Source organism: Pseudomonas sp. GM80 (genome assembly GCF_000282515.1).
In the GTDB taxonomy this organism is placed as follows: domain Bacteria; phylum Pseudomonadota; class Gammaproteobacteria; order Pseudomonadales; family Pseudomonadaceae; genus Aquipseudomonas.
The window spans coordinates 1-17622 of sequence record NZ_AKJD01000146.1 but is presented as its reverse complement, the minus strand read 5'-3'; the positions used below and the strand labels follow the sequence as shown (position 1 = coordinate 17622).

At 60.3% G+C, this 17622-nt stretch carries 16 protein-coding genes; 11 read left to right on the top strand and 5 right to left on the bottom strand.

What is annotated here, in order from left to right; genetic code table 11:
- Positions 1 to 125: 125 nt before the first annotated feature.
- Entirely contained in the window at positions 126 to 1046 is a 921-nt protein-coding gene (choX, locus tag PMI37_RS20105) for a choline ABC transporter substrate-binding protein (RefSeq protein WP_008084338.1), read from the bottom strand.
- Positions 1047 to 1062: 16 nt separating this feature from the next.
- Positions 1063 to 2577, bottom strand: coding sequence for a choline-sulfatase (betC, locus tag PMI37_RS20100; RefSeq protein ID WP_008084337.1), 1515 nt, complete (start codon positions 2575 to 2577; stop codon positions 1063 to 1065).
- A 114-nt stretch (positions 2578 to 2691) separates the two neighbouring features.
- Here betC and PMI37_RS20095 point away from each other — a divergent pair, with 114 nt between their 5' ends.
- Positions 2692 to 3642, top strand: a complete 951-nt coding sequence (locus PMI37_RS20095; protein ID WP_008084334.1) for a choline sulfate utilization transcriptional regulator — start codon at positions 2692 to 2694, stop codon at positions 3640 to 3642.
- A 30-nt stretch (positions 3643 to 3672) separates the two neighbouring features.
- Here the strand turns inward: PMI37_RS20095 and PMI37_RS20090 are convergent, their stop codons facing one another.
- Positions 3673 to 4341, bottom strand: coding sequence for an NAD(P)-dependent oxidoreductase (locus tag PMI37_RS20090; RefSeq protein ID WP_008084333.1), 669 nt, complete (start codon positions 4339 to 4341; stop codon positions 3673 to 3675).
- An 82-nt stretch (positions 4342 to 4423) separates the two neighbouring features.
- On the opposite strand from PMI37_RS20090, the gene PMI37_RS20085 reads away from it, so the two are divergent.
- On the top strand, positions 4424 to 4750 hold the full coding sequence (locus PMI37_RS20085; RefSeq protein WP_008084331.1) for a DOPA 4,5-dioxygenase family protein: 327 nt from the start codon (positions 4424 to 4426) through the stop codon (positions 4748 to 4750).
- Here the strand turns inward: PMI37_RS20085 and PMI37_RS20080 are convergent, their stop codons facing one another.
- Complete coding sequence (locus PMI37_RS20080; RefSeq protein WP_008084329.1) at positions 4751 to 5152, bottom strand: GFA family protein; 402 nt, start codon at positions 5150 to 5152, stop codon at positions 4751 to 4753.
- A gap of 323 nt (positions 5153 to 5475) precedes the next feature.
- Here PMI37_RS20080 and PMI37_RS20075 point away from each other — a divergent pair, with 323 nt between their 5' ends.
- The 9 genes from PMI37_RS20075 (at position 5476) to PMI37_RS20035 (ending at position 16152) form a co-directional block, all read left to right on the top strand.
- Positions 5476 to 6783: a CitMHS family transporter gene (locus PMI37_RS20075; protein ID WP_008084326.1), complete on the top strand. Its 1308-nt coding sequence runs from the start codon at positions 5476 to 5478 to the stop codon at positions 6781 to 6783.
- A gap of 69 nt (positions 6784 to 6852) precedes the next feature.
- On the top strand, positions 6853 to 7620 hold the full coding sequence (locus PMI37_RS20070; RefSeq protein WP_008084323.1) for a TerC family protein: 768 nt from the start codon (positions 6853 to 6855) through the stop codon (positions 7618 to 7620).
- A gap of 451 nt (positions 7621 to 8071) precedes the next feature.
- Positions 8072 to 9730, top strand: a complete 1659-nt coding sequence (locus PMI37_RS20065; RefSeq protein ID WP_008084321.1) for a Na/Pi cotransporter family protein — start codon at positions 8072 to 8074, stop codon at positions 9728 to 9730.
- Positions 9731 to 9907: 177 nt separating this feature from the next.
- The gene (locus PMI37_RS20060; protein WP_008084320.1) at positions 9908 to 11287 is read left to right on the top strand and encodes a M16 family metallopeptidase; all 1380 of its coding nucleotides are present in this window, start codon (positions 9908 to 9910) and stop codon (positions 11285 to 11287) included.
- Positions 11288 to 11557: 270 nt separating this feature from the next.
- Positions 11558 to 12586 carry a DUF5924 family protein gene (locus PMI37_RS20055; RefSeq protein ID WP_008084319.1) on the top strand — a complete coding sequence of 343 codons (1029 nt, stop codon included), beginning with the start codon at positions 11558 to 11560 and terminating at the stop codon, positions 12584 to 12586.
- A gap of 54 nt (positions 12587 to 12640) precedes the next feature.
- Positions 12641 to 13789, top strand: a complete 1149-nt coding sequence (locus tag PMI37_RS20050; RefSeq protein ID WP_008084318.1) for an ABC transporter permease — start codon at positions 12641 to 12643, stop codon at positions 13787 to 13789.
- Complete coding sequence (locus PMI37_RS20045; RefSeq protein WP_008084317.1) at positions 13786 to 14589, top strand: ABC transporter ATP-binding protein; 804 nt, start codon at positions 13786 to 13788, stop codon at positions 14587 to 14589. Before PMI37_RS20050 ends, PMI37_RS20045 begins: the two co-directional genes overlap by 4 nt.
- Position 14590: 1 nt before the next feature.
- Complete coding sequence (locus PMI37_RS20040) at positions 14591 to 15529, top strand: MlaD family protein (protein WP_008084316.1); 939 nt, start codon at positions 14591 to 14593, stop codon at positions 15527 to 15529.
- Positions 15526 to 16152: an ABC-type transport auxiliary lipoprotein family protein gene (locus PMI37_RS20035; RefSeq protein ID WP_008084315.1), complete on the top strand. Its 627-nt coding sequence runs from the start codon at positions 15526 to 15528 to the stop codon at positions 16150 to 16152. Before PMI37_RS20040 ends, PMI37_RS20035 begins: the two co-directional genes overlap by 4 nt.
- A gap of 121 nt (positions 16153 to 16273) precedes the next feature.
- Here the strand turns inward: PMI37_RS20035 and PMI37_RS20030 are convergent, their stop codons facing one another.
- Positions 16274 to 17503: a nucleoside recognition domain-containing protein gene (locus tag PMI37_RS20030; RefSeq protein WP_007911793.1), complete on the bottom strand. Its 1230-nt coding sequence runs from the start codon at positions 17501 to 17503 to the stop codon at positions 16274 to 16276.
- Positions 17504 to 17622: the final 119 nt, after the last annotated feature.

The following is a 17622-nucleotide window of genomic DNA, read 5'->3' as shown; positions in this document are numbered from 1 at the left end:
AGCGGCTGCAAAACCGGCGGTCTCGGTGAGTCAGGTATACCGAGAACAGAGACTTTGCGACTGCTGCGCAGCCGATCGGGGATAAATCCCCTCGCCACAGGGAAGTCGTCATCAAGTAGAAAGCATTACAGCTTGGCTTTTACTGCCGCCAACGCATCCTTCCCTTCTACCGTCTTCACCCCGTCCAGCCACTTGTCCAACACTGCCGGATTGGCCTTGATCCACGCCTTCGCCGCCGCGGCATTAGTGACCTTCTTGTTCACCACCTCAGCCATGATGCTGTTCTCCATCTCCTGAGTGAACGACAGATTGGTCAGCAATTTACCCACATTCGGACACGCCTCGGCATAGCCCTTACGCGTCAACGTGAACACGCTGCCAGTATCGCCAAAATACTTCTCGCCACCCTTCAGGTAATGCATCTTCAACTGCACGTTCATCGGGTGCGGCGTCCAGCCGAGGAAGGTGACGAATTTCTGTTTCTTCACCGCCCGCGACACTTCGGCCAACATCGCCTGTTCGCTGGACTCGATCAGCTTCCACTGGCCCAGGTCGAAGTCGTTCTTCTTGATGATTTCCTGCAACGAGATATTCGCCGGCGCGCCCGAGCCGATGCCGTAGATCTTCTTGTCGAACTTGTCGGCGTATTTGTTCAGGTCGGCAAAGTTATGCACACCCGCATCCCACACGTAGTCCGGCACGGCGAGGGTGAATTCGGTGCCGTCGAGGTTCTTCGCCAATTGCGTGACGTCGCCGGTGGCGACGAACTTGTCGTAGAAGCCTTGCTGCGCCGGCATCCAGTTGCCGAGGAACACGTCCACCTGGCCGTCCTTCAACCCGCCAAAGGTGATCGGCACCGCGAGGGTGTCGACTTTGGCCTTGTAGCCCATGCCGTCCAGCAGAAACCCGGTGATCGCATTGGTCGCGGCGATGTCGCTCCAGCCCGGGTCGGCCATTTTCACCGTGTCGCAACTCTGCTCGGCGAAGGCCGCAGCGCTGCTCAGCGCGAGCAGGCCAACCGTCACTACTGTGGATAACTTACGCATGGACTTCCCCTTAACATTATTGGTTTTGGCAGGGTTGTGGATAACGTGCTTTGCGTTCCAGATCATCGAGGTCGATGTGGTTGCGCATGTACTGCTGACTGGCGTCCACCAGCGGCTGGTGATCCCAGCTCTTCAGCTTGCCGATAGTTAATGCCTCGGCAACGAAACGGCGGCGGCGCTGGCTGGCGAGTACCTCCTGATGGATCGCTGGTATGTCCCATTTGGCCCGCGCCTCGGCGAGAAAATCGTCGAACAGCTGGCGATGTTGCGGCGATTGACTGAGTTCTTCCAGTTCGCGCGGATCGTTGCTTACGTCGAAGAGTAGGCAAGGGTCGCTTTCACTGTAGATAAATTTGTAGGCGCCGCGACGGATCATCATCAACGGGCTGACGGTGCCTTCGGCCATGTATTCGCCGAACACTTCGTCGTGGCCGCCCCGCCCTTGCAGATGCGAGACTAGCGAGCGGCCATCCAGTGGCAAGCCCGGCTCCAGGGTGCCGCCGGCCAGTTCCACAAAGGTCGGCAACAGGTCAGCAGTAGACACAGCCGCGCTGACCCGACCGGCACCAAATTGGCCCGGCGCACTGATCAACAACGGCACGCGGGCGGCCATTTCATACCAGTGCATTTTGTACCAGAGGCCTTTCTCGCCGAGCATATCGCCGTGGTCACCGGAGAACACAATGATGGTGTCATCCATCAGCCCGGTTTCCTCGAGGGTTTGCAGAAGTTTGCCGACGTTGGCATCGATATAGCTGCACGCTCCGAAGTAAGCCCGGCGCGCGTCGCGGATCTTATCCACAGGCAGCGGTTTATCCCACAAGTCGTAAACCTTGAGCAGGCGCTGCGAGTGCGGATCGAGTTCGTGTTGATCCGGGGTCGTAGGCAAAGGGATATCGGCATCGTCGTACAAATCCCAGAAAGCCTTGGGAATCGTGTACGGGTCGTGTGGGTGAGTCATTGAAACAGTCAGGCAGAACGGCTGATCGCCATCTTCGCGGATGTGATCGAACAGGTACTGCTGCGCTTTGAACACCACCTCTTCGTCGAAATCGAGCTGGTTAGTGCGCACGCACGGCCCGGCCTGCAATACCGAGGACATGTTGTGATACCAGGTCGGCCGCACGTCCGGCTCATCCCAATTCACCGCCCAACCGTAATCGGCCGGGTAGATGTCGCTGGTCAGACGCTCTTCATAACCGTGTAACTGATCCGGGCCGCAGAAATGCATCTTGCCCGACAGCGCCGTGCGGTAGCCGAGACGGCGCAAGTAGTGGGCGTAGGTCGGCACATCGGCAGGGAAATCGGCAGCGTTGTCGTAGGCGCCGATCTTGCTCGGCAACTGGCCACTGACCAGGGTGAAACGCGACGGCGCGCACAACGGGCTGTTGCAGTACGCAGCATCGAACACCACGCCTTGTTCGGCGAGGCGGGAAAGATTCGGCAGTTTGATTGGCGATGGGCCGTAGAACGGCAACATTGGCGCGGCCATCTGATCGGCCATGATGAAAAGAATATTCTTGCGCTTCATGTGATCGCGGCATTCCATAGTGAATATTTATGCGACATTGCTGCGATCGAGCATGGAGTCCATGATCTGAGTGGTAAAGCCCGCGTCGGGCAATGACTAGGATAAGCACAGCTTATGTATGAAGCTTTGGGCGATCTGTCGCTTGACCTGCTGCGCGCCTTCGAAGCCGCCGCTCGTCATCGCAGTTTTACTGCGGCGGCAGTCGAGTTGGGCACCACTCAACCGGCAATCAGCCAGCAGATCAAACGGTTGGAGGAACAGCTCGGCACGCGGTTGTTTGATCGCATCTACCGAGGCATCGAGTTAACCGAAGTCGGTGCGATCCTTTTCGAGCAAGTTAGCTTGGGTTTGCAGAATATCGACGCAGGATTAAGCGCGATCAGCGCGCAGCAGCAACACGAGGTGCTGCAAGTCGCCACCGACTTCGCCTTTGCAGCATATTGGCTAATGCCGCGCCTGCATCGCTTCCATGAAGCCAATCCGCATGTCGACGTCAGCCTGGTTACTAGCGAACGCAACCACAACATGCTGCGCACCGACATCGACGTGGCGATCCTGTTTGGCGACGGGCGCTTCAAGCAGGGCGAGAGCCATTGGTTGTTCAGCGAGGAAGTATTCCCGGTGTGCAGCCCGCAATTGCTCAAGGAACGCGCCCTGCCCTTGCCCGCTCAGGCGTTGCTGGAGTTGCCGCTGCTGCACCTGCGTGGCGAAAACAGCAGCAACTGGTTCGACTGGAGCGGACTGTTTCGCGAGTTGGGTATCAGCACGCCGCCGGCGCCGGGGCAGTTGCGGTTCGACAATTACACGCTGTTGATTCAAGCGGCGATTGGCGGGCAAGGCGTGGCGATTGGTTGGCGGCACCTTGTGGATAACTTGCTGAGTCAGGGTTTGTTGTGTCGGCCGATTGCTGAAACGACGCTGTCGCGGCTGGGGTATTACGTAGTGTTGCCGCAGCGCAAACGGCGCGGGGTGTTGATTCAACAGTTTGTGGATTGGTTGATGGCGGAGCAGGCGAGCAGCGCCGAATCCCTGAACGGGTTGGCGCTGCCTTCGATTGCGGTTTGAAGATCAAAAGATCGCAGCCTTCGGCAGCTCCTACATGGGATCTGTGGCGGCGATGAAATTGACGTGTTGGCCCTCGTGCAAATTCAGCCGCAGCTCATCAGCAATCCCCACCGCCACGCGATTCAGGCGTTCCAGCGGTTCCGCCAAGCCTGGCTCCAGATTGCCGCCGACCTGACTGAAATGCTCAATCGTCAGCCCGGCCACGCCATGGGGCGCATTGACCAGCGTCCACTGCAGCGGGCTGCTTTGCAGCGCTTCACGGATTTCCTCGGCGGCGTGGCGTTGCAGGCGATCGTCCAGTTCCGGTTCGTCGAGCACCGAGAACTCTCCTACCAAAAACAGTCGCGAAACATTCGCCGCTTGTAGGCCATCGACCAAAGCATCTACGGCCAGTACCTGCTCCACCGGCCCGAGCACCACCGAGCGTTCAACGTGATCACTGCTGAACGGCAACCCCGGCGCATCCAATAAACAGATGACCGCCGAACTGCCTGCCACACTTTGATTGACCCGCTCGGAATCGAACAGATCACCGCTTTTGGTGCGCAAACCCGGACGCGGCGCAAGCGCGGTGAGGTCGTCGAGGATAGCGATGACTTCGTGCTGACGGCGCAGCAACTCAGCCATCAACGCACCGCCCAGGCTACTCATGGCACCATAGAGCACCACTTTTACCGCCGGGGTTTCGGCATTTTTCATGGCTGATCCCTTTTGTTTTCCCTTGTATGGCGTGTGACATACGGGCAACGCCGAGGGTTCGAACCGATTCAGAGGCTTTCAGATGCAAGTGATCAAGGGTTACCACGCCCACGTCTATTTCGACGCCAGCAGCATTGGGCAGGCGCGGGATTTGTGCGAACAGGCAGCGCAGTTGTTTGCGCTGAAAATGGGCCGGGTCCACGAACGCCCGGTCGGCCCGCACCCGGACTGGAGTTGCCAACTGGCCTTCGGCCCCGAGCTGATCGGCGAGGTGTTGCCGTGGCTGGCGCTGAACCGCAAAGGCCTGGTGGTGTTTCTGCACCCGGACACTGGCGATGATTTGCTCGATCACACTGAGCACGCGATCTGGATGGGCGCCGTGCGACCGTTGGACCTGTCTATTTTTTGATCAAATGGTTTCTTCGGCTTCACTCGGCAGTTGTTCGTCCAGATGCAGCCAGGGCAGTTGGCTGTCGGTCCAGATATGCCGCTCGGCCGGCGCCAGTTCCGGGTGATCAAGGGTGGCGATGGTCACGTCGATGCTTTCCGGGCTGAGCAACGTCGCCAGCGCCAGTTGCGCGCCGCAGTTCGGGCAGAAGAACCGCGCGCAACTCTGCGACGAGTCATACCGCGACGGCGTACCCGCCAACCACTGGAAACTCGCCACCGGCACGGTGATCCACGTCGTCACAATCCCGCCGCTGACCTTGCGGCAGATCGAGCAATGACAATGGGCGATGTCCTGCAGCGCCCCGCTGAACTGATAACGAATGTGTCCACAATGGCAGCCGCCGCTGTGCAATTGGCTCATGGCTGAAGCCCTCCTTCCCGTGTTCATTGACTCTAGTTCGCATCCGACGGCCGGTTGACCGTTCATTCAAAGCTTTCTCCAGCGAAAGCTGGCTGAAAGCTTCCCCGATTAGGATCGCCCCACTTCCGGCAACAGACCGGTTGGCCAAACCGTGTGATCGCTCGCACGCAAGGCCCAATTAACAACAACAATGGTGATTCCGATGTCCTCTGTAGCCCGCCTCCTCGCTCCCACTCCGCCCGTACGTTTCGTGCTTGCCGTTCTGCGCTGATCCCTCACTGATCCGCTCACTCAACTAGCCGCGCTACGCCTGGAGTATTCCCATGCTGACTTTCCTTGGCTTCGCCATGGTCATCACGTTCATGTTTTTGATCATGACCAAGCGCCTGTCCGCGCTGATTGCCCTGATCATCATCCCGATTCTGTTCGCCCTGTTCGGTGGTTTCGCCCCGAAGATCGGCCCGATGATGCTCGAAGGTATCACCAAGCTGGCGCCGACCGGCGTGATGCTGATGTTTGCCATTCTGTATTTCGCCCTGATGATCGACTCCGGCCTGTTCGACCCGGCCGTGCGCAAGATCCTCAAACTGGTCAAGGGCGACCCGTTGAAAGTTTCGGTCGGCACCGCCGTACTGGCGCTCGTCGTCTCCCTCGATGGGGACGGCGCGACCACTTATATGATCTGCGTGGCCGCCATGCTGCCGCTGTACAGCCGCATCGGCATGAGCCCGCGGATCATGGCCGGCCTGATCATTCTGGCCGGTGGCGTGATGAACATGACCCCGTGGGGTGGCCCGACCGCCCGTGCCGCGAGTGCGTTGCATGTCGATCCGTCGGACATTTTCGTGCCGATGATCCCGGCGATGGCCGCCGGCGTCGTGGCGATCCTGCTGATTGCCTACTTCTACGGCAAACGTGAACGTGCGCGTCTGGGTGAGCTGCACCTGATCGGCGACGAAATCGATCACAGCGAAATCAGCGTGTCGCAGTTCCCGGATGCCCGCCGTCCGAAACTGATCTGGTTCAACGCCCTGCTGACCCTGGCGCTGATGTGCACGCTGATCGCTGGCCTGCTGCCACTGCCGGTGCTGTTCATGGTCGCGTTCAGTATCGCGATGATCGTCAACTACCCGTGCCTGCAGATGCAGAAGGACCGCGTCGCGGCCCACGCCGGCAGCGTGCTGTCAGTGGTCAGTCTGATTTTCGCTGCCGGTATCTTCACCGGTATCCTCTCCGGAACAGGCATGGTCGACGCCATGTCGAAAAGTCTGCTGGCAGTGATTCCGGACTTCCTCGGCCCGTACCTGGCGGTGATCACGGCGCTGGTGAGCATGCCGTTCACGTTCTTCATGTCGAACGACGCGTTCTACTACGGCGTGCTGCCGGTGCTCTCCGAAGCGGCCAGCCATTACGGCATCACTGCCGTGGAAATGGCCCGTGCCTCGATCGTCGGTCAGCCCGTCCACTTGCTGAGTCCGTTGGTACCGTCGACGTACCTGCTGGTGGCGCTGGCCGGTATCGAGTTCGGTGACCATCAACGCTTTACCCTGAAATGGGCCGTGCTGGTGTGCCTGTGCATCCTGGTTGCAGCCCTGCTGTTGGGGACTTTCCCGCTGTTCAGCACTTTGTAACGGCATCAACTCACCAGGCGCCAGCTGCTGGCTGGCGTTCTGGTTTAACACACGCTCAAAGGAATACACATGGAATGGCTGACCAACCCCGAAATCTGGGTTGCCTTCTTCACCCTGACGGCCCTGGAGATTGTCCTCGGCATCGATAACATCATCATGATTTCGATCCTGGTCAGCCGCATGCCCAAGCACATGCAGCAGCGCACCCGGATTTTCGGACTTGGCCTGGCCATGATCACCCGGATCATGTTGCTGCTTTCGATCACCTGGGTCATGCGCCTCACCGCCGACCTGTTCGAAGTGTTCGGCCAGGGCATTTCCGGTCGCGACCTGATCCTGTTCTTCGGTGGCCTGTTCCTGCTGTGGAAGAGCTCGCAAGAGATGTACCACGCGCTGGAAGGTGAAGACGAAAGCGACGATTCGCCTGGCGGCAAGGGCGGCAACTTCCTCTACACCATCATCCAGATTGCGATCATCGACATCGTCTTCTCGCTGGATTCGGTGATCACGGCGGTGGGCATGGTCTCCCATGTGCCGGTGATGGTCGCCGCGATCATTGTGGCGGTGCTGGTGATGATGCTGGCGTCGGGCAAGATCAGTGAGTTCATCGACAAGCACCCGTCGTTGAAGATGCTGGCGCTGTCGTTCCTGCTGGTGGTCGGTACCGTGCTGATTGCCGAGTCGTTCGACGTGCATGTACCGAAAGGCTATGTCTACTTCGCCATGGCGTTCTCGCTGGCGGTCGAGGCGATCAACATCAAGTTGCGCGGCGCGATGGCCAAGAAGAAAAAGCAGCAGGACCCGGTGAAACTGCGCAAGGACATCCCGGGCCAGTAACCCCTACGCCACAACCCTGTAGGAGTGAGCCTGCTCGCGATGGCGGCCTGTCAGTCAACAACAATGTTGAAGCTGATGGCCCTATCGCGAGCAGGCTCACTCCTACATTTGTTTTGGGCTATATCCAGACTTTTTTGTACCCGCAAAAACCTGTGGCGAGGGGATTTATCCCCGATGGACTGCGCAGCAGTCCCCTGCTTTTGGGTTAAACAACGGGGGCCGCTGCGCGACCCATCGGGGATAAATCCCCTCGCCAAGGATCATTGGTGGATTCGAAATCTGAAGGGTGGATGAAGCGCTTTTCATGACACTTTTGTTTCAATCAACACTTTAGCTGTGCAATGCTGGCGCCCAGTCCGTTAGCCAACTACAGCTTAAGTATCAAAAACGTAGAAACCGCGCGGTACCGTCAACTTGCCTCTCTGAGGCACTGCTATTACAGGGGGTCTGCATGCTCACCCTGCTCAATCTGCTTTCCGCCGTCGCCCTGCTGATCTGGGGCACGCACATCGTCCGAACCGGCATCCTGCGGGTGTACGGCACCAATCTGCGCCATGTGATTGGCCAGAACATGTCCAAGCGCTGGCTCGCGTTCGTCGCCGGTATCGTCGTCACCGCGATGGTGCAGAGCAGCAACGCCACGGCGATGCTCGTCACCTCCTTCGTTGGTCAGGGCCTGATGGCGCTGACCCCGGCGCTGGCGACCATGCTCGGCGCCGATGTCGGTACCGCGCTGATGGCGCGGGTGCTGACGTTCGACCTGTCGTGGCTGTCGCCGCTGCTGATTTTCCTCGGGGTGATTTTCTTTCTGTCGCGCAAACAGACGCGCCTCGGACAAATGGGCCGGGTGTCCATTGGTCTGGGGCTGATCATTCTTGCGCTGCAATTGATCGTCGAGGCCGCCGCGCCGATCACCCACGCGCAAGGCGTGAAGGTGATTTTCGCCTCGCTGACCGGCGACATCCTTCTCGACGCCTTGGTCGGCGCGCTGTTCGCGATGATTTCCTACTCCAGCCTTGCCGCGGTGCTGCTGACCGCCACACTGGCCGGCGCAGCGGTAATCAGCTTGCCGGTGGCGATCGGTCTGGTGATCGGCGCCAACATCGGCAGCGGCGTGCTGGCGTTCATGAGCACCAGCATGCAGAACGCCGCCGGCCGGCAAGTGGCGCTGGGCAGCCTGTTGTACAAACTGATCGGCCTGCTGCTGATCATCCCGGTGCTCGACCCGCTGGTGCACTGGATCGACAGTCTCGATTTCAGCCCGCAGGAAATGGTCATCGGCTTCCACCTGCTCTACAACACCGCGCGCTGCCTGATTCTGCTGCCGAGCGTCGGGCCGATGGCACGTCTGTGCGCTTGGCTGCTGCCGGAACGCCCGGAGGTCAACGGCAGGGCCAAGCCACGGCATCTCGACGCCACCGCGCTGGTCACACCGAGTCTGGCACTGGCCAACGCCGCGCGGGAAACCCTGCGCATGGGCGATCTGCTGGAGAACATGCTCGACGCGACCCTCGATGTGTTGCGCGGCAAGCAGACCGCCGTCACGCAGGAAATACGCCGGCTGACCGATGACGTCGAAGCGCTGTACAGCGCGATCAAACTGTATCTGGCGCAGATGCCCCGCGAGGATCTCGGCGAGCAGGACAGTCGGCGCTGGGCGGAGATCATCGAGCTGGCGATCAACCTGAAACTCGCCGCTGACCTGATCGAACGCATGCTGCGCAAAATCCAGCAGCAGAAGACCTCGCAGCGTCGCTCGTTTTCCGAGGAAGGCCTGGAGGATCTGGCCGGGTTGCAGCAGCAATTGATCTCCAACTTGCGTTTGGGCCTGTCGGTATTCCTCAGCGGTGATCGTGAAAGCGCTCGCCAGTTGCTGCGCGAGAAGCGTCGCTTCCGCGCACAGGAACGCCGTTTGGCCCATGCGCATGTCAGCCGTTTGCAACGCAAGATCGTGCAGAGTATCGAGACCAGTTCGCTGCACCTGGAGTTGATTGCCGACATGAAACGCTTGAATTCGCTGTTTTGCGGCAGTGCGTATGTGGTGCTGGAAACGGCGGACACCGGGGCGCTGGCGGCGGATGATATTGCCGACATTACGCATTCGCCTTGAACGTCTGGGGCCAGGGTCAGTCAGTAACACAGAGTTCAGTCTCAAGGGCCCCATCGCTGGCAAGCCAGCTCCCACAGGGTTTTGTGAGCACCCAAAATCCTTGTGGGAGCTGGCTTGCCAGCGATGGGGCACTGACTGACGACACGGATCTCCAAATCAGCCGTATGGAAGCCTGTTATGCGTTGCCTGTTGTTCGCCTGTCTGTTGCTCGGTTCCCTGCCTGCCTTTGCCCTGGATCGCTTTCAGGTCGAAGGCTATGCGCTGCCCAACGGTTTGCAGCTGATGCTCAAACCCGGCACCGAACGTGGGCATGTGGCGATTCGCTTGGTGGTCGGCGTCGGCCTTGATGATTTCGATTGCGCGGACAAAGAGCTGCCGCACCTGCTCGAACACTTGTTGTTCAGCGGCATCGACGCCACGGGCGAAGGTGGTCTGGAAGAACGCATGCAGGCACTGGGCGGTGACTGGAATGCCTTTACCAGCAACGCCGACACCACCTTCGTCATCGAAGCCCCGGCGAAGAACCAGCGCAAGGTCCTCGACCTGCTGCTCGACCTGCTGACCCAGACGCGCATCGACGACAACGCGATCAACGCCGCCAAACGCGTGGTCGAACGCGAGGACGGCGGCCATTACACGCGTCTGCAACGCTTCCTCGATCGCCAGGATCTCGGCCACACCGCGAGCAATCAACTCGCCGTCGAACTGGGCCTGAAATGCCCGCAACGCGCCGAAGTCGGTCACCTGACTCAGGAACAACTGGAGAAGGTGCGCAAGGCCTGGTACGCGCCGAACAACATGACGCTGATCGTCGTCGGCGAACTCGACAAGCTGCTGCCGGCCTACCTGGAACGCACCTGGGGCGCGCTCGAAGCGGTCGATCCGAGCGAACACAGGCCACTGCCGGACATTCGCACCAGCGCGGCCCATGAACGCACCCTCACCCGTGGTTTCATCGGCGACAGCGCCAAGCTGCACTGGCTGGTGCCGGAACCGGTGATTGACGATCAGTACGACCAGACCTTCGACATCCTCAAGGATTATCTGGATTGGGCGCTGTATCGGCAGATCCGCCTCAATCACGGCTTGTCCTACGGGCCGTGGGCTGAGCGCGAAGTGTTTGGCGGTGTTGGTTTCATGAGCCTGAACGCTGATCTCGATCGTGATGACGTCGACGAAGCCATCCAGGTGCTGGAAGACCTCAAGGCCGATCTGCTGAAAAACGGCCTCGACCCGGACACCTTCGCGCGGATCAAACAGGCGTCCATCGCCCATCAGGCGTGGGCGGTGCAGGGTAATAGCGCGATGGCGGATTATTACTGGAGCGCGCTGGGCGATTATGAGGACGGCCGTTTTGCCAACCCGGCCCGCGAGCTGCAAGGGGTGACGCTGGAGGCGGCGAACAAAGCCATGCGTGAATTGCTGCTGCAACCGGGGTATTTGCGGATCGAGAAGCCGTTGATCAGTGATGATCAGGTGTTGTGGTTGAGTGCGGGTGGCTTAGGTCTGGTGTTGTTGATCCTGATCGGCTGGCGTTTGCATCGTAAGCGGGGTTGAAGATCAAAAGATCGCAGCCTTCGGCAGCTCCTATATGGAACACCATGTTGTGATGATGAGGTTCTTGTGGCGAGGGGATTTAGCGAAACGTCGCACCGCCCCGTTCGGCGGCGCAGCCGTCGTAAATCCTGCGAATGCGTTTTGTCTGGATGAATCGCGTTGCAGGGTTTGGGGCTGCTTCGCAGCCCAACGGGGATAAATCCCCTCGCCACAGGGGCTAGGCGGCGGTAACCTTTCCGGGATTTTTCCTACAGCGTTGTGAACCCCGACATGCCGAAAATACAGCTCCTGATCCAGCGCATTCTCGAACTGATGAAGCGCTATCCCGGGGTCATTGCGCTTGGCGGTTTCATCTCCGGCGTCGGCAGTTTTATCATGGTCGATCGTCAGCAGGGGCTGGCGAGCTGGATCACGGTGATCATGCTGCTCAGCTGGATCTGGCTGATGCTGGAAAACACCCTCACCGGCCTGTTCACCCGCGTGTTCAAACGCGAGATTCCCCAGCCGCTGCTGCGTTACGCGACGCAGATGATCCATCAGGAAAGCCTGTTTTTCGTCCTGCCGTTCTTCTTCATCACCACGACGTGGAACAGCGGCCAGTTGTTCTTCACCGGCCTGCTCAGCGTCGCGGCACTGATCTCGATTGTCGATCCGCTCTACTACAAATGGCTGGCGCCACGGCGCTGGGCGTTCCTCGCGTTGCACACCCTGACCCTGTTCGCCGCCCTGCTCACCGCGTTGCCGGTGATCATGCACCTGACCACGGCGCAGAGCTTCAAATGGGCGCTGGGCATTGCCGTGCTGCTGTCGTTCCCCAGCCTGGCGTCGATCTTTCCGATCCGCACGCTGCGCAATGCGCTGGCGATCCTGTGCATCACCGTCGGCATTGGCGGCGTCGGTTGGGCGCTGCGTTCGTGGGTGCCGCCGGCGACGCTGTGGATGACCGACGTGGCGATCAGCACGCAAATGCAGGATCGCACCCCCGGTGCCAGCCTCGACACGGTCAGCGCCGAGCAGATCCGCAACGGCGGGCTCTACGCCTACACTGCGATCAACGCGCCGCGCGGCCTTGATGAGCGGATTTATCACGTCTGGCAGTTCAACGGCAAAGAGGTCGACCGCATCGCCCTCGATATCCATGGCGGGCGCAAGGAAGGCTACCGGGCGTGGACGCACAAGCAGAATTTCCCTGGCAACCCGGCGGGCAAATGGCAGGTGCGGGTGCTGACCGAGGATGGCCAGGTGATCGGCGTGCTGCGCTTCGAAGTCACCGACAGCACAGCGATCAAAGAAAAGTAATCCGGTTCGTGCTATTACGTTAGTTCGCATAAAGGCCGAACAAGCACGGAGCTTATGACCAGCAGCTCGATCAGCGGCAATGCCCAACTGGACACGTCGTTCAGCCCTGCCCGCCTGCGGGTCACCGGGGACTGGACGCTTGCCCATTACGCCGAGCTGAAGACCCTGAGCGAAAAGCTCCACGGCCAGTACGACGCCAATACCCCGATCGACCTCAACAGCCTCGGCGCACTCGACACTGCCGGCGCTTCGCTGCTGGTGGAACTGCTCGGCTCCGAGCGCCTCGGTAAATCTGCCGAGCACCCTGATTGCACGATTTCCACCGCCGACCGCGCGCTGCTGCAAACCGTGTATCGCTCGATGACCGACTTCTGCGTGCCAATCAAGGAGCCGGAAATCAGCGTCAGCGTGCAGTTGCTGACGCGCATCGGCCGCGCTGTCGACACCATCTGGCAAGACACCCTGCAACTCCTCGGTTTCATCGGCCTGATCCTGGAAACCATCGCGCGCAGCCTGTTCCGGCCCAAGCGCTGGCGCATCACGCCAATGATTGCGCACATCGAGCAGACTGGCCTCGACGCTGCACCCATCGTGGCACTGCTGACCTTTCTGGTCGGCGCGGTGGTGGCGTTTCTCGGCGCGACGGTGCTGGCCAGTTTTGGCGCGACGATTTTTACCGTGGATCTGGTCGGTTTCTCGTTTTTGCGGGAATTCGGCGTGCTGCTCACGGCGATCCTCATGGCCGGGCGCACCGCCAGTGCCTTTACCGCGCAAATCGGCTCGATGAAGGCCAACGAAGAAATCGACGCAATCCGCACACTCGGCCTCGACCCGATGGAGCTGCTGGTGGTGCCGCGCGTGCTGGCGATGCTGGTGGCGCTGCCGATGCTGACCTTTCTCGCGATGCTCTGCGGGATTATCGGTGGCGGCGTGGTCTGCGCGGTGTCGCTGGATATCTCGCCGGCGATGTTCCTGACGCTGTTGCAGTCGGACATCGGCGTTCAGCACTTTCTGGTCGGCTTGGTAAAAGCGCCGATTTTCGCCTTCATCATTGCCGCGATTGGTTGCCTGGAAGGCTTCAAGGTCAGCGGCAGCGCCGAGTCGGTCGGCGCGCACACGACGTCTGCCGTGGTGCAGTCGATTTTCGTGGTGATCGTGCTCGACGCGGTGGCCGCACTGTTCTTCATGGAGATGGGCTGGTGAGTCGTCTACCCCGCGCGCCCTCGGAGGCGGTGATTGAAGTCCGTGGCCTGTGCAATCGCTTCGGCAGCCAGAGCGTGCACGAGAACCTCGATCTGGATTTGTACAAAGGCGAGATTCTTGCCGTGGTCGGTGGTTCCGGCAGCGGCAAATCGGTGCTGCTGCGCAGCATTGTCGGTTTGCGCCGGCCCAGCGAAGGCATCGTCAAAGTGTTCGGTAAGAACCTGCCGAGCCTGTCCGAGCATGAGCGCTCGTTGGTCGAACGCCGCTTCGGTGTGTTGTTCCAGAAGGGCGCGCTGTTTTCCTCGCTGACGGTCACCGAGAACGTCGCCCTGCCCCTCATTGAACACGCCGGCCTCAGCCGTAACGACGCCGAACATTTGGCCGCCGTGAAGCTGGCGTTGGCCGGGCTGCCATTGTCGGCGGCGGATAAATATCCTTCGTCGCTGTCCGGCGGCATGATCAAGCGCGCCGCTCTGGCGCGGGCTTTGGCGCTGGATCCGGACATCCTGTTTCTCGATGAACCCACCGCCGGCCTCGATCCGATTGGCGCGGCGCAGTTCGATCAATTGATCCTGACCCTGCGCGATGCGCTCGGCCTCAGCGTGTTTCTGGTGACCCACGACCTCGACACGCTCTACACCATCACCGACCGCGTCGCGGTGCTGGCGCAGAAGAAAGTCCTGGTCGCCGGCCCGATCGACGTCGTTTCGGAAACCGACGACGCGTGGATTCACGAATACTTCCACGGCCCGCGCGGCCGCTCGGCGCTGGACGCCGCCAAATTGCTCAACGAGGTCTGACATGGAAACCCGAGCGCATCATGTGTTGATCGGCCTGTTCACCGTGATTGTGGTGGCAGGCGCCCTGCTCTTCGGTCTGTTCCTGGCCAAGTCCAGTGTCGACACCGAGTTCAAGGATTACGAGATTGTCTTCAGCGAGGCAGTCAGTGGCCTGTCCAAGGGCAGCCCGGTGCAGTACAGCGGGATCAAGGTCGGCGATGTGATCAATTTGCGCCTTGATCCGAAAGACCCACGGCGGGTGCTGGCGCGGATTCGTCTGGCCGGTGACACCCCGGTCAAGGAAGACACCCAGGCGAAACTGGCACTGGCCGGGATCACCGGCACGTCGATCATCCAGCTCAGCGGTGGTACGCCAGAGAGCCCGAAACTGACCGGCCATGACGGTAAGCTGCCGCTGATCGTAGCCTCGCCCTCGCCGATTTCGCGTTTGCTCAATGACAGCAACGATTTGATGACCGGCATCAGCGCGCTGCTGCAGAACGCCAATCAGATGTTTTCCCCAGAGAACGTTGAGCGCGTCAGCAAAACCCTTGCGCATCTGGAGCAAACCACCGGCACCATCAACGATCAGCGCGGCGACATCAAACAGGCGATGCAGCAACTGGCGAGCGTTGGCAAACAGGCTGGCAGCATGCTCGAACAGACTTCGCTGCTGATGCGCAACGCCAACGGCCTGATCAACGATCAAGGCAAGCAAGCACTGGGCAGCGCCGAGCAGGCGATGAAGTCGCTGGAGCAAAGCACCGCGACCATCAGCACCTTGCTCAGCAAAAACGAAAACTCCCTCGACAACGGCATGCAGGGCCTCAATGGCCTGGCCCCGGCGATCCGCGAACTGCGCGAGACGCTGACTTCGTTGCGCGCCATTTCGCAACGCCTTGAGGCCAACCCCAGCGGCTATTTGCTGGGCCGTGACAAGAACAAGGAATTCACGCCATGAAGCTGACTCGCCTCGCCCTTCTCGCCGCCGGCATTTCCCTGATCAGCGCATGCTCGATTTTGCCCAAATCCGAGCCTTCGGATGTCTATCGCCTGCCGACGGCACAGGCGCCCGCCTCGGCCAGTTCGGCGGCAGCACAGCATTGGTCGTTGCGACTGAACAAATTGCAGGCCAGTGAGGCTTTGAACAGGCCGACGATCGCGGTGATCCCGCAGGGTGACGTGATCAGCAGCTACAAGGGCTCGCGCTGGAGCGACCCGGCGCCGGTGCTGGTGCGTAATCGTCTGCTGGATGGGTTTGCGCGTGATGGCCGGGTGACGTTGCTGAGTACCGATGACAGCAACTTTGCGGCGGATCTCGAATTGGGCGGGAGTTTGCAGGCGTTTCAGACCGAGTATCAGGGATCGCAGGCCAGCGTCGTGGTGCGGGTCGATGCGTTGCTGGTGCGCGGTTATGACCAGCGGATTCTGGCCAGTCGGCGCTTTGAAGAGCGTCAGCCTCTGAACGACGTGCAGGTGCCGGCGGTGGTCGCAGGCTTTGGCCAGGCCAGTGATCGCCTGACCGCCAAGGTCGTCGCGTGGGCCGTCGACCAAGGCCAGAAACTCGCTCCCCCAAAACCCTAAGCCCAACACAAAACCCCTGTAGGAGTGAGCCTGCTCGCGATAGCGGTGTATCAGTCACCGATGATGGCGATTGATAAACCGCTATCGCGAGCAGGCTCACTCCTACAGTTTTGATCTGTGGTTAGCCGAAGAACCAGTAGCAGACAAAGATAGCGCCAACGACGCCGGCAAACTCCGCCAGCAACGCACACCCCACCGCATGCCGCGCTCGCTGAATGCCCACCGCACCGAAATACACCGCCAACACATAGAACGTGGTCTCGGTACTGCCTTGAATCGTCGCGGCGACCAACGCCGGGAAGCTGTCGACCCCCGAGGTCTTCATGGTCTCGATCAACATCGCTCGCGCCGCACTGCCGGAGAACGGTTTGACCATCGCCGTTGGCAACGCATCGACAAACCGCGTGTCCCAACCGGCCCACTCGACCAGATGGCGAATACCGTCCAGCCCGAAGTCCAGCGCCCCGGAAGCACGCAGTACGCCAACCGCACAGAGCATCGCCACCAGATACGGCAGCAGATTCTTCGCCACGTCGAAGCCTTCTTTGGCGCCTTCGACAAACGCCTCGTAAACCTTCACTTTCTTTAACGCGCCGATCAGCAAAAACAGCATAATCAACCCAAACAGCGTGAGATTGCCGAGGATCGACGACAATCCCGCCAAAGCCGTGGCGGAAAGCGTGCCGAGCAGTGCCATGAACCCACCGAGGATCAACGCACCGGGAATCAAATAGGCCAATACCACCGGATCCCAGATCCGCAGGCGCTGCATGAACGCCACCGAGAGGAAGCCGACAATCGTCGAGCAACTGGTCGCCAACAGAATCGGCAGGAACACCAGCGTCGGGTCCGGCGCGCCTTGCTGGGCGCGGTACATGAAGATCGTCACCGGCAGCAGGGTCAGGGAGGAGGCGTTGAGCACCAGGAAGAGGATTTGCGCGTTACTGGCGATGGTCGCGCTGGGATTGAGCTCCTGCAGCGCCTTCATGGCTTTCAGGCCGATTGGCGTCGCGGCGTTGTCGAGGCCCAGACCGTTGGCAGCGAAGTTCAGGGTGATCAGGCCAAGGGCAGGGTGCCCGGCCGGGACTTCCGGCATCAGCCGCAAGAACAGCGGGCCGAGCACCTTGGCCAGCCATTCGACGATCCCGGCCTTCTCGGCAATGCGCAGGAAACCCAGCCACAGGGTGAGGGTGCCAAACAGCAGCACCATGACTTCGACCGAGAGCTTGGCCATGGCGAAAATGCTTTCCACCATCGCCGCAAAGATCCCGGCGTTGCCGCCGATCAGCCACTGCGCCAGCGCCGACACGGCTGCCACGATGAAGAAGCCAAGCCACAGGCCATTAAGCATCAGTCAAATCCCCCGAAGAATGCCGCGAATGATAGCGGGGTCGCCAGAAACGACAAACCCCGGATTTCTCCGGGGTTCGTCTACAGGCTCGTGGCCCCAATCTCATGTAGGAGCTGCCG

Bases quoted from the DNA above. Each gene is read 5' to 3' on its own strand.
- PMI37_RS20065 (WP_008084321.1), top strand. From the start codon at position 8,072: ATGCTCACCCTGCTCAATCTGCTTTCCGCCGTCGCCCTGCTGATCTGG.
- PMI37_RS20060 (WP_008084320.1), top strand. From the start codon at position 9,908: ATGCGTTGCCTGTTGTTCGCCTGTCTGTTGCTCGGTTCCCTGCCTGCC.
- PMI37_RS20040 (WP_008084316.1), top strand. From the start codon at position 14,591: ATGGAAACCCGAGCGCATCATGTGTTGATCGGCCTGTTCACCGTGATT.
- PMI37_RS20075 (WP_008084326.1), top strand. From the start codon at position 5,476: ATGCTGACTTTCCTTGGCTTCGCCATGGTCATCACGTTCATGTTTTTG.
- choX (WP_008084338.1), bottom strand. From the start codon at position 1,046: ATGCGTAAGTTATCCACAGTAGTGACGGTTGGCCTGCTCGCGCTGAGC.
- PMI37_RS20070 (WP_008084323.1), top strand. From the start codon at position 6,853: ATGGAATGGCTGACCAACCCCGAAATCTGGGTTGCCTTCTTCACCCTG.
- PMI37_RS20085 (WP_008084331.1), top strand. From the start codon at position 4,424: ATGCAAGTGATCAAGGGTTACCACGCCCACGTCTATTTCGACGCCAGC.
- PMI37_RS20095 (WP_008084334.1), top strand. From the start codon at position 2,692: ATGTATGAAGCTTTGGGCGATCTGTCGCTTGACCTGCTGCGCGCCTTC.
- PMI37_RS20050 (WP_008084318.1), top strand. From the start codon at position 12,641: ATGACCAGCAGCTCGATCAGCGGCAATGCCCAACTGGACACGTCGTTC.
- PMI37_RS20055 (WP_008084319.1), top strand. From the start codon at position 11,558: ATGCCGAAAATACAGCTCCTGATCCAGCGCATTCTCGAACTGATGAAG.
- PMI37_RS20090 (WP_008084333.1), bottom strand. From the start codon at position 4,341: ATGAAAAATGCCGAAACCCCGGCGGTAAAAGTGGTGCTCTATGGTGCC.
- betC (WP_008084337.1), bottom strand. From the start codon at position 2,577: ATGAAGCGCAAGAATATTCTTTTCATCATGGCCGATCAGATGGCCGCG.
- PMI37_RS20080 (WP_008084329.1), bottom strand. From the start codon at position 5,152: ATGAGCCAATTGCACAGCGGCGGCTGCCATTGTGGACACATTCGTTAT.
- PMI37_RS20035 (WP_008084315.1), top strand. From the start codon at position 15,526: ATGAAGCTGACTCGCCTCGCCCTTCTCGCCGCCGGCATTTCCCTGATC.
- PMI37_RS20030 (WP_007911793.1), bottom strand. From the start codon at position 17,503: ATGCTTAATGGCCTGTGGCTTGGCTTCTTCATCGTGGCAGCCGTGTCG.